This is a genomic window from Veillonella sp. AS16 (assembly GCF_000517785.1).
Taxonomy (GTDB): domain Bacteria; phylum Bacillota; class Negativicutes; order Veillonellales; family Veillonellaceae; genus Veillonella; species Veillonella denticariosi.
The window spans coordinates 156,617-168,359 of the sequence record NZ_AZYX01000007.1; the positions used below are offsets into that span (position 1 = coordinate 156,617).

The window sequence follows — 11,743 nt, forward strand, 5'->3', positions numbered from 1 at the left end:
ATATTGATGTTTGATTTATTGGTAGGCACCATAACTCAAGGCCTTTTGTGGTCTTTATTAGCGATTGGTGTATTCATCACATTCCGCGTTCTTGATGTGGCGGACTTGACGGTGGAAGGAACGTTCCCTATGGGGGCGGCTATTTCAGCCATTTTGATTACCAATGGCATGAATCCGATTTTATCCATTTTAGTTGCCGGCATCGGTGGTATGGCGGCAGGTGCTGTAACAGGCTGGATTCATACAAAATTAAAAATACCTGCTCTCTTAGCAGGTATCTTAACGATGATCGCCTTATACTCCATTAATCTCCATATCATGGGCAAGGCTAATGTATCCTTACTTCGTATGGATACGGTGTATAGCATGCTCGGCGGTGTATTACATACACCGAATATGTGGTCTGCGGCCATTGTAGGAATTTTGGTGGCTATCGTTGTATGTCTGTTCTTATTCTGGTTTTTCGGTACTGAAATCGGTACAGCTCTTCGGGCGACCGGTGTAAATCCGCAAATGATTCGCGCTCAAGGTGTGAATACGGATAATATGATTGTCCTTGGTCTGTTGATATCCAACGGTTTTGTAGGTATATCCGGAGCCTTAATCGGTCAAGCGCAAGGGTTCGCCGATGTAGGGATGGGTATCGGTACAATCGTAATCGGCTTGGCATCTGTTATCATCGGTGAGGTCGTATTCGGTACAAAATCTTTTGTACAGAGTCTTATTGCCGTAGTGCTCGGATCTATCGTATACCGTATCGTAATTGCTACCGTTCTTTATCTCGGTATGCCGCCGAACGATTTGAAATTATTCACCGCTATTCTCGTGGCTATTGCGCTTTCGTTGCCTACATTGAAAGCCAAATGGCTGGCTCGCTAAGGAGGTTTCTATGTTAGAAGTAAAAAATATGGTAAAAACCTTCTTTAAGGGCACCATTAATGAAAAAACCGCTCTTCAGGGTATCAATCTTAGACTTGAAGAAGGTGATTTCTGTACGGTTATCGGTGGTAACGGTGCCGGTAAAAGTACGCTATTGAACTCTATTGCCGGAGTATTTCCCGTAGATGAGGGACAAATCACAATCAATGATATTGATGTGACGAAAATGGCTGAATATAAACGTGCTAAATATATCGGTCGCGTCTTTCAGGATCCGATGGTAGGAACTGCGGGCAATATGCAGATTGAAGAGAATTTGATTCTCGCCATGCGTCGCGGTAAAAGATTGGGCCTTAAGTGGGCTTTCAAAGACAGCGAACAGGCGTTTTTTAAAGAGCGACTCGCCCTACTTGGTCTCGGTTTAGAGGAACGGTTATCGGCTCGCATGGGGTTACTATCGGGTGGTCAGCGTCAATCGATTACCTTGTTGATGGCGACTATGCTTCGCCCGGAAATCTTGCTGCTCGATGAACATACGGCGGCACTTGATCCTAAGACAGCGGAAAATGTACTGCAGTTGACGGAAAAGCTCGTATCTGAACATAATTTGACAACCCTTATGATCACTCACAATATGCGCGATGCATTGCGTTTCGGTAATCGTCTCATCATGATGGATGCGGGTCGCATCATTTACGATGTAAAAGGGGAAGAAAAGAAAAAACTCACCGTTCAGGATCTTCTTGAAAAATTCGAAGTGGCCGGTGAAAATGCATTGAGCGATCGCATGGTTTTAGGAGCGAAATAGTTTTTCTTTACAACATCAGGCAGATACTGTATACTAAATAAAGTCATTAGACACATCGTAAGCGAAGTATTCGACTCTCCGACGGTTACTTAAGCTTAACGAGATTTTTATTTATAGGAGGTAACAGAAATGTTAACTACAGAAGCTAAATTAGCAATCATTAAAGAATATGCTACACATGAAGGTGACACAGGTTCTCCGGAAGTACAAATTGCGATTTTGACAAGCCGTATTCAGTACTTAACAGAACACTTGAAGGAACATAAAAAAGATCATCATTCCCGTCGTGGCTTGTTGAAACTTGTAGGTCAACGCCGTAATATGCTTGACTATCTTCGTCGCAAAGATATCGAACGTTATCGTTCCATTCTTGAAAGACTTGGTCTTCGTAAATAATAAAATTTGCCGTCCTCCGGGACGGCTTTTTTATTTATAACTCTGCAAATAAGCGGTACCAACAACTAAAGTCTTTAAATACATGGCTTATTTTTATATGATGATATATAATAATAAGGTATATGAAAAAGATGATTTATAGGAGGAATAGGAATGGAACAATTCCAAATGGACCTGGCCGGTCGTACGCTTACGATTGAGACTGGGGAACTTGCAAAACAAGCCGGCGGTGCCGTAATGGTTGGTTATGGAGATACACGTGTACTTGTGACCGCTACGGGTTCTAAAGAGGCGAAGGATATCGATTTCTTCCCGCTTACCGTAGACTATGAAGAAAAAATGTATGCTGTCGGTCGCTTGCCTGGAGGATTTATCAAACGTGAGGCACGTCCACCGGAATCCGCTATTTTGAATAGCCGTTTGATTGACCGTCCTATTCGTCCGCTATTTGATAAGGGTGTGCGCAATGAAGTGCATGTAGTGGCAACGGTTATGTCCGTAGATCACGACTGCGATCCTGCTATATGCGGTATGATCGGTGCATCTGCAGCACTTTCTATTTCTGATATTCCTTGGAACGGACCTATCGCAGGTGTTCGAATGGGACGTGTTAATGGAGAATTTGTTGTTAATCCGACTAAAGCTCAAGCTGATGAAAGCGATCTTAATATCGTTGTAGCCGGTACGAAGGATGCTATCCTCATGGTCGAAGGCGGTGCACAGGAGGTGCCGGAAGATATAATCCTCGAAGTTATCATGACCGCTCATGAAGAAATAAAAAAAATCGTAGCCTTCCAGGAGGATATTAAAGCTAAAGTCGGTAAGGAAAAACGCGTCTTTGAAAGTAAAGAAGTGCCTCAGGATATCGCTGATGCAGTACGTGCATACGGCCATGATAAATTAGATGCCGCTGTTCGTTGTGCTGATAAACAACAACGTGATACTCAAGAAGCGGAAGTTCGCTCCGACGTATTGGCTCATTTTGAAAGCATTTATCCGGATAATCTTTCTGACGTTAATAAAGCATTTGATGCGATGACGAAGGAAATTGTCCGTCATATGATCACCGTTGAAAAAATTCGTCCGGACGGTCGTAAGCTTGATGAAGTTCGTCCGATTTCCTGCCGTACAGGCGTATTGCCTCGTACACATGGCTCCGGATTATTTACACGCGGTCAAACTCAGGTATTGAATATTACAACAGTAGCACCTTTATCCGAAACACAAACTATCGACGGTCTTGGTGTTGAAACTGAAAAACGTTATATTCATCACTATAACTTCCCGTCCTTCTCCGTAGGGGAAACACGTTCTTCCCGCGGTCCTGGCCGTCGCGAAATCGGTCACGGCGCATTGGCTGAACGAGCATTGGTTCCTGTAATTCCTAGTGAAGAGGATTTCCCATATGCATTGCGTCTCGTATCTGAAGTATTGGAATCTAATGGTTCCAGTTCCATGGCGTCCGTATGCGGCTCCACATTATCCCTGATGGATGCCGGAGTGCCTATCAAGGCGCCTGTGGCCGGTATCGCTATGGGGCTTGTGACTCAAGGTGAACATTACACGATTTTAACAGATATTCAAGGTATGGAAGATGCTCTTGGCGACATGGACTTTAAGGTGGCCGGTACCGCTAAAGGGGTAACGGCAATCCAGATGGATATCAAGATTTCCGGCTTGTCTCGTGAGATTTTGCATGAAGCATTGGAACAGGCCCATAAAGGTCGTATGCATATTATGGGTATCATGCTTGATACTATCGCTGAACCGCGCAAACAAATGTCTCAATACGCACCGCGCATCATTACGATGAAAATCGACCCTGATAAGATTCGCGATGTTATCGGTACAGGCGGTAAAGTAATTCGCAGCATTATTGAAGAAACAGGTGCTAAGATCGATATTGAAGATGACGGTACCGTATTTATCGCATCCGTGGAACAAGAAGGGGCTGCGAAAGCGCAAGAAATCATTACGAACCTTACTAAAGAAGTGGAAGTAGGGGAAGTATATCTAGGAAAGGTAACACGTCTCATGGCATTCGGCGCTTTTGTAGAGGTATTGCCTGGTAAAGAAGGTCTTGTACATATTTCAAAATTAGCTAAGGAACGCGTTGAAAATGTAGAGGATGTTGTAAACGTTGGGGATGAAATCATGGTAAAAGTTATCGAAATTGATAAACAAGGCCGTGTTAACTTATCCCGTAAGGATTGTTTAAAGTAAGAGGTGTCTCATGGATATTCGCGGATTTGAGGTAGTAACTGCCTTTGAAGAACAAGATATCAATTTACCGACCCGTAAAACGACGGAAAGTGCAGGATATGATATAGAATGTGCTGAAGCCGTTACATTGGAACCGGGTGAAATAAAACTTGTGCCTACGGGTCTTAAGGCTTTTATGGCATATGATGAATACCTTGCTATTCATATCCGCTCCAGTATGGCCGTTAAGCGTCATTTGGCACTTGTGAACAGCACGGGCATTATCGACAGTGATTATTATAATAATGAGGACAATGAAGGTCATATTATGATTGCCCTCTTGAACTTTGGTCAAGAACCGATAACCCTTGAAAAAGGAGAACGCGTTGCTCAAGGCATATTCTCCAAATACCTTATTACCAATGATGACGATGCTACAGGTGTAAGAACCGGCGGTATCGGCAGTACGGGGACTATGTAAAGTCTATATGATTCATAATAAAATGGTGAAAGCCGCTCAACTTGGTTGGGCGGCTTTCATGTGTTATTATGACTTGTCTACAATTCTTTTTCATAATACTATATAATAATTCTTATAGAAGAAGAATTCGGGAGGCGTTATGAAACAGGAGTCAAAACAAAAAAGGAATATGAATACATCAATTATGGGAAATGATGTCGAGTCAACACAGAATACTATGCACATACTGGATGAAAATAAAGTTCTAAAAAAGAGTTATGAGGATGTAGTGTATATTTCTCAGCCCTTTGGAGCCACTTCTCTAAATACATTAGCGGCACGAGCTTTATTATATGGATTGGAGCCTGTACCTTTAAAAAAGGCTCGCGTTCTTGAACTGGGCTGTTCTTTTGGGGGAAATATAATTTCTCAGGCTTTATATTATCCTGAAGCTTCTTTTACGGGCATTGATCTATCGTTTTCGCAGATTGCGATGGGGAATGAATTGATTGCATCGATGGGGCTTTCCAATATACATTTGATTGAAAAGGATATTTTGGATATTGACGAATCCTTCGGTACTTTTGACTATATTATTGTACATGGAATTTGGTCGTGGGTTCCGGATGTGGTAAAAGATAAGATTTTATCGATCTGTAATAAGAATTTATCCGATAAAGGTATTGCTTATATATCATATAATACATATCCCGGATGGAAACGGTTAGAGCAATATCGAGAAATCATGCAGTACGCGGAGCAAAAAGCGCTAGAGATGCCGTTGATGGAGCGGACTTTATATACAAAGAACATATTGAAGCTCGTAGCCGATACGATGGGACTGGATAATCGGATGAGTCAGACGGCGAGTTATAAAATTGATAACATCCAAAAGGTATTGAGCTCTAATGATTATTATGTGGCTCATGAATATTTGGAGCCTTTTAATGATCCTGTATATGTACATGAATTTATAAAACGTGCCAATGATCAAGGTTGCGCGTATATAGGTGATGTGTTTCTTTCACGGTCTTATATAAGCTGGTTACCAGAGGATATTCATGATAATATAGCGCAATTAGCTAATGATGATTATATTGCTAAGGAACAGTATTATGATTATATTTATGATACGCAGTTCAGAATGTCCCTTTTGACGAAGGAAAAACGTAGTGAAGACATCATTCGTAATGAACGGGTCGGCATAGATGTATTATCAAGATTGTATTTTTGCAGTATTGTTAATGTAGGCATTCCTTCCAATATGACGGACAGCATCCATATTGCTATTAAAGAGGTTATGGACCGAGGGGATGTATTTACTGTTCAGGATATAGTGGATCATATACATAGAAAGCTGCCCGGATATACTATAGAAATGGACAGAGTGTACTCTCGTCTACTGTATTTGATCATCGTGGATAATCTTGATATGTACGCTGAACCATATGAAAGAATCGCTTTTGAGGATAATAAGGTATATATACCGCAAAGATTTATAGATTTTATTGCCACCATAGTGGAAAAAGAAGGCAGCTCCTATATCGGTATAGGGGATATGTACAATAAAGTGCAACAGGATATAGATAACGGGTTTCTTTTTATTATAAAGCAGATGGCGGAGCCTACGACAAAAGAAAAGATTCTTGCTATTATGGATGACAATATTACGGTTCAGCGTCATACGCAGGACGATATTGATTTTATCGTTCCTAATGAAGTGTATTTAGAGGAAATTTTACAACGTATCCGAATGCTCGGATTTTTACATAAAATAGAAGATTAGAGGTACATATGGCAATTAGTAAGGAAATACAGAAATCCAGTGAAATGAAATTTAACGGTAAGTTGATTCAAGTTACCTATGATATAGCCGATGTGAACGGCAAGGAGGCATGGCGTGAGGTTGTGCATCATCCGGGGGCCACGGCGATTGTGGCGGTTACAGAGGACAATAAGATCGTCATGGAGCGTCAATTCAGATATGCCTTGCAGCAGCCGCTACTGGAGGTACCTGCAGGAAAACTTGACCCCAATGAAGAGCCGATTGTCTGCGCTAAGCGTGAACTGGCCGAGGAAACCGGGTATCGTGCGGCTCAGTGGATTCCGTTAGGAGCTATCGCTACGAGTCCGGGATTCTGCAATGAGGTACTACATTTATATCTTGCCAAGGATCTTATCATGGGGGAAACCAATTGGGATCCCGATGAATATGTGGAGCTGGAGTACTACACAGTACCGGAACTGCTGGAGGCTATCAGAAATGAGAATATTAAGGATAGCAAGTCTTTGGCGGCACTCATGCTTGCTATGCCGTACCTTAAGTAGTATTAAACGTATCTCGATTTATGTCAGATGTTTTTGCTGGTTCATGGTCGTGATACCTGACTGTAATTTACTATGAAATATTTACATTATATAGGGTAATGTATTTCATATGAGTTTAGGAGTACATATGTATAATCGGATTATTCTATTAGTGATGGACAGTGTCGGTGTGGGACATGCGGCCGATGCGATTAAATTCGGCGATGAAGGTTCGAATACATTGGGGCATATTGAATCTGCAGCGGGACCTATCCGCTGTCCGAATCTAAAAAGCTTAGGTTTAGCCCGTATTGCTGATATTTCAGAGTCCGATGAACCTGTTGTCGGTGCTTACGGTCGTATGACCGAAATGAGTACCGGCAAAGATACGACAAGCGGACATTGGGAGATGATGGGGCATCCCGTGACGGTACCTTTCCCGACATTTTATGATGGCTTTCCGAAGCAATTGATGGATACTTTCACGAAGGAAACGGGTTATGAATTTCTGGGTAATGAGGTTGCATCCGGAACGGAAATTATTGAACGCCTCGGAGAAGAGCATATAAGAACAGGTAAACCGATCGTATATACATCGGCGGATTCGGTCTTTCAAATCGCTGCTCATGAGGATGTCATTCCATTAGAAGATTTGTATCGCATGTGTCAAATTACGCGCGATAAGGTGTGTATCGGTGATTATTATGTGGGGCGCATTATTGCGCGGCCTTTTGTCGGTACACCGGGACATTTTGTGCGCACTTCGAATCGCCATGATTACAGTCGCATGCCTGAAAAGAAAATGGTGCAACAAGCGTTACAAGACTTTAATATTCCGACAGTGGCAGTCGGCAAAATCGGCGATATTTATGCTCATGTCGGCTGGGATGAATCATATCCGACAAAGTCCAATGCTCACGGTATGAATGTGGTGCCGTATCTGTTGGGACGAAGTTTTATACGGGGGCTCATGATGGTTAACCTTGTTGAATTTGACAGCCTTTACGGTCATAGGCGCAATGTAGACGGGTATAAGCGTGCTATCGAAGACTTTGATTACCAATTGGGCGGCTTGTTGGATTTACTTACGGATGATGATTTGCTCCTCATCACGGCGGATCACGGGAATGATCCTATCTGGAAGGGAACCGATCATACGAGGGAAATGGTTCCTTTACTTGCTTATAGCCCAAGTATGAATCATTCGGTAGCCTTAGGTGATAGACAAAGTTTTGCGGATATCGGGGAAACGGTACTTCAAAACTTCGGGTTGGAACAGTGGAGCATCGGAACGTCATTTCTTGATTCTTTGAAAGCGTAGCTTTGTATAGAGATTATTTCTTATGCATAATTGAATATATTTTCATAATATTGTTCTCATAAAATTGTACGGACAATTACATATTGAACATACCGCAGCGTATAGACTCTATTTGAGTTAACTATGCTGCGGTATTTTTATAGATAATATTTTTGTATAGAAAAAGGATATTCCTACATAGATGTGGAAATATATAAGTATGTATGAATACACCCATGGTTGTAAGTACGAGAGGAGGAATTATTATGAGAGAACAAGTACAAGGTAGTGTATGGGACAAAGTATTCAAGATTTCAGAACGAGGTTCATCCGTATCAAGAGAGTTATTTGCAGGGGCCACCACATTTCTTTGTGTTTCTTATGTATTAGCCGTAAATCCGGCTATTCTTGGTGCTGCAGGTATGGATGTAGGTGCTGTATTCACGGCGACGGCCGTGAGCGCAATCATCATGACTTTATTGTTGGCTCTGTATAGCAATATGCCGTTTGCAGGATTATCTGGTATGGGGATTAATGCATTTTTTGCTTACACTATTGTTGTTCAGATGGGGCATAGTTTTGCCTTTGCTTTGACGGCTCAATTGATTGCAGGTTTGGCATTTTTACTGATTGCGGTTACACCGTTAAAAGAATACCTGTTCAATGCCATACCTCATACGATTAAATTGGCAGTAACGGCGGGCATCGGATTATTTATCGCCCTCATCGGCCTCAGCAGTGCAGGTCTTATCGTCAGCAATCCTGCTACCATTGTGAGCATTGGCGATTTACAAAGCCCATCCAGCCTGGTATCTATATTGGGAATTATATTGATCGCCGTTTTTACGGGCCGTAATGTAAAAGGTGGAATCTTTCTGGCCGTTATCATTGCCGCGGTCGTGGGATTTTTCTGTGGTATTACCAAATTACCGGTCACGGTATTTTCCATGCCGCCGTCGTTGGCACCGATTTGGTTTCACTATGATATGAGCGAACTTTTATCTGTGGATATGGTGTTTGTGGCATTTACATTTTTATTTGTCAATTTATTTAATGTGGTCGGTGTATTAATCGGCCTTACAAATCAAGCTGAGGTACCTCAGGAGAAACAGATGGGTGTTCAGAGTTCCTGTATGAAAGTATCCGCTTTAGGCACTATTATCGGTAGTGCACTAGGTACATCACCTCATATCGTGGCGGTTGAATCGGCTGCGGGTATCGCAGAGGGGGGACGTACGGGGCTGACCGCGTTAACCATTGCGGGGCTTTTTATAGCGTCCTTATTCCTGGCACCGTTACTCATGGTTATTCCTGTGGCGGCTACAGCGCCGGTACTCATCGTGGTAGGTCTATTTATGATGGCATCCGTTAAGGACATCGACTTCGGAGATATTTCTGAAGGACTACCGGCATTTTTGACTATTATTATGATGCCATTTGCTTACTCCATAGGTGTAGGTATCGAATGGGGACTCATCAGTTATGTTTTGATTAAAGTGTTGACCGGTAAGTACCGAGATATTTCCGGCGTTATGTATTTCTTGGCGCTCATTTTCGTTTTGAAAGAAGTCTTTATGTAGGGAGGACCCTTATATGATACAATTTAATGCAAAAATTTCTCGACAGGCACAGGGGCTGGATAAGGCTCCTGTCGTATTGAAGGGGGCATCTGTTTTAAATGTATTCACCGATGAATGGATAAAAGCGGATATTGCGATTCATGATGACACGATTATAGGTGTAGGAACATATACCGGTGAAACAGAATATGATTACAGCGGTAAATATATTGTGCCCGGATTTATAGACAGTCATCTCCATCTGGAATCCACCTTGGTGAATCCGAAAGAACTCGTATTTGAGGCCTCTCAAGTGGGAACGTTAGGATTTATTGTAGACCCTCATGAAGCCGGTAATGTAGCGGGTATTGCCGGTATTGAGTATATGATTAATGAAACTGCTACTGCTCAGGGGGATGTATATGTTATGGCGCCATCCTGTGTACCTGCTGTACCCGGAGAGGATAACGGCGCCATACTGGATGGCGATGAATTACATAGATTACAGAGCAATTCTCGCATCTTAGGTTTAGGGGAGGTCATGGATTGTTATAGTGTTATTAATGCTGATCCGTATATGCTTAAGAAGCTGGATTACTTTAAGAATACCGTTATGGATGGTCATATAATCGGACTTTCACCACAGCAGCTTGCAAGTTATCGATTAGCGGGGATTACGACAAATCATGAATGTATCTCTTATGATGAGGCTAAAGAACAAGTCAGAAACGGTATTTATGTATGGATTCGTGAAGGTAGTGCCGCTCATAATCTAGACTCTATTGTAAAAGGGATTATAGGGGAGCAGGCGAATACGGAACGATATGGATTCTGTACGGATGATAAACATATTGAGGATATTCGTTCCGAAGGACATATCAGCTATAATATTCGTCGCTCTATCGAGTTAGGGCTCAAACCTATTGAGGCATATAAAATGGCTTCTACACATCCGGCATCATGTTACGGATTAAAAAATTTAGGTGCAGTTGCGCCCGGTTATAGCGCCAATCTGGTAATCCTCAATGATGAGCAACGCGTGGATATTCACGAGGTGTTCTATAAAGGGAAACCGATTGAACGCGTTCCCGTAAGAGAAGAAAAGGTTGTGCCGGAGGAATTACTGCATACCATTAATATCGGTGCTTTCACAAAGGATAAATTAGATATTTCCGTTGAAGGGCCTCAATCGATTATTAATATTGTTCCCGGGCAGATTGTAACGAAGAAAACGATGGAAGACGTACCTTCAGAAAATGGATTATTCGTGCCTAATGATGCATTTAACAAGATTACCTGTATAGAACGGTATAAGGCGACCGGGCGAAATGGTGTAGGCATCTTGAAGGGGTTTAACCTAAAGAACGGTGCCATTGCCACATCCTTTGCACATGATTCACATAATCTGATCGTCGTCGGAGATAATGATGCGGATATGATGATTGCTATCGATAGAATTCGTGAAATCGGCGGCGGATATGTTATTACCGGTAGAGAAAAGGTAATCGAAGAGTTGCCTTTGGAAGTTATGGGGCTCATCACAAATCGTCCGCATGAAGAGGTGGATACAAAGGTGGCCAAAATGAAGGAAATCGCCTATTCCATGGGCGTGCCTAAAACATTGGATCCGTTCATTAATCTCAGCTTCTTAGCGTTGACGGTGATACCTGAAATTCGAATCACCACAACGGGAGTAATGGAGTTTTAAGGATTTTATTGCCGATTTAAAAGCAAATAAAAGTATACAAAAATATCAAATAAAAACGTAGATTAATCCTTAGAAAATAATTTTAGTGAAAATAATTTTAGTTAAAGACAGAGCCTCACAGATT

10 protein-coding genes are annotated in these 11,743 nt (G+C 42.1%); all 10 read left to right on the forward strand.

The annotated features are described in order from the left end of the window. Positions 1–6 precede the first annotated feature (6 nt). Positions 7–879, forward strand: coding sequence for an ABC transporter permease (locus tag HMPREF1521_RS00850; RefSeq protein ID WP_038114699.1), 873 nt, complete (start codon positions 7–9; stop codon positions 877–879). 10 nt (positions 880–889) lie between these two features. Beyond that, on the forward strand, positions 890–1,687 hold the full coding sequence (locus HMPREF1521_RS00855) for an ABC transporter ATP-binding protein (protein WP_038114701.1): 798 nt from the start codon (positions 890–892) through the stop codon (positions 1,685–1,687). A gap of 129 nt (positions 1,688–1,816) precedes the next feature. Next, a complete protein-coding gene (gene rpsO, locus HMPREF1521_RS00860; RefSeq protein WP_038114703.1) occupies positions 1,817–2,083 on the forward strand; it encodes a 30S ribosomal protein S15 in 267 nt (88 codons plus the stop codon). A 153-nt stretch (positions 2,084–2,236) separates the two neighbouring features. After that, complete coding sequence (locus HMPREF1521_RS00865) at positions 2,237–4,306, forward strand: polyribonucleotide nucleotidyltransferase (protein WP_038114705.1); 2,070 nt, start codon at positions 2,237–2,239, stop codon at positions 4,304–4,306. A gap of 10 nt (positions 4,307–4,316) precedes the next feature. Then, entirely contained in the window at positions 4,317–4,766 is a 450-nt protein-coding gene (dut, locus tag HMPREF1521_RS00870; RefSeq protein ID WP_038114706.1) for a dUTP diphosphatase, read from the forward strand. A 139-nt stretch (positions 4,767–4,905) separates the two neighbouring features. Next, positions 4,906–6,531: a class I SAM-dependent methyltransferase gene (locus tag HMPREF1521_RS00875; protein ID WP_038114708.1), complete on the forward strand. Its 1,626-nt coding sequence runs from the start codon at positions 4,906–4,908 to the stop codon at positions 6,529–6,531. Positions 6,532–6,539: 8 nt separating this feature from the next. Then, positions 6,540–7,073, forward strand: coding sequence for an NUDIX hydrolase (locus HMPREF1521_RS00880; RefSeq protein ID WP_038114710.1), 534 nt, complete (start codon positions 6,540–6,542; stop codon positions 7,071–7,073). A 127-nt stretch (positions 7,074–7,200) separates the two neighbouring features. After that, positions 7,201–8,373 (forward strand): phosphopentomutase, encoded by a 1,173-nt coding sequence (locus HMPREF1521_RS00885; RefSeq protein ID WP_038114712.1) that lies wholly within the window; start codon positions 7,201–7,203, stop codon positions 8,371–8,373. A 245-nt stretch (positions 8,374–8,618) separates the two neighbouring features. Beyond that, positions 8,619–9,932: an NCS2 family permease gene (locus tag HMPREF1521_RS00890; RefSeq protein ID WP_038114714.1), complete on the forward strand. Its 1,314-nt coding sequence runs from the start codon at positions 8,619–8,621 to the stop codon at positions 9,930–9,932. 13 nt (positions 9,933–9,945) lie between these two features. After that, positions 9,946–11,619 carry an adenine deaminase gene (gene ade / locus HMPREF1521_RS00895; protein ID WP_038114716.1) on the forward strand — a complete coding sequence of 558 codons (1,674 nt, stop codon included), beginning with the start codon at positions 9,946–9,948 and terminating at the stop codon, positions 11,617–11,619. Positions 11,620–11,743 lie beyond the last annotated feature (124 nt).

Excerpts from the sequence above, each read along its gene's own strand:
- HMPREF1521_RS00875 (WP_038114708.1), top strand. The coding sequence starts at position 4,906 with ATGAAACAGGAGTCAAAACAAAAAAGGAATATGAATACATCAATTATG.
- HMPREF1521_RS00890 (WP_038114714.1), top strand. The coding sequence starts at position 8,619 with ATGAGAGAACAAGTACAAGGTAGTGTATGGGACAAAGTATTCAAGATT.
- rpsO (WP_038114703.1), top strand. The coding sequence starts at position 1,817 with ATGTTAACTACAGAAGCTAAATTAGCAATCATTAAAGAATATGCTACA.
- HMPREF1521_RS00885 (WP_038114712.1), top strand. The coding sequence starts at position 7,201 with ATGTATAATCGGATTATTCTATTAGTGATGGACAGTGTCGGTGTGGGA.
- HMPREF1521_RS00865 (WP_038114705.1), top strand. The coding sequence starts at position 2,237 with ATGGAACAATTCCAAATGGACCTGGCCGGTCGTACGCTTACGATTGAG.
- HMPREF1521_RS00855 (WP_038114701.1), top strand. The coding sequence starts at position 890 with ATGTTAGAAGTAAAAAATATGGTAAAAACCTTCTTTAAGGGCACCATT.
- ade (WP_038114716.1), top strand. The coding sequence starts at position 9,946 with ATGATACAATTTAATGCAAAAATTTCTCGACAGGCACAGGGGCTGGAT.
- HMPREF1521_RS00850 (WP_038114699.1), top strand. The coding sequence starts at position 7 with ATGTTTGATTTATTGGTAGGCACCATAACTCAAGGCCTTTTGTGGTCT.
- dut (WP_038114706.1), top strand. The coding sequence starts at position 4,317 with ATGGATATTCGCGGATTTGAGGTAGTAACTGCCTTTGAAGAACAAGAT.
- HMPREF1521_RS00880 (WP_038114710.1), top strand. The coding sequence starts at position 6,540 with ATGGCAATTAGTAAGGAAATACAGAAATCCAGTGAAATGAAATTTAAC.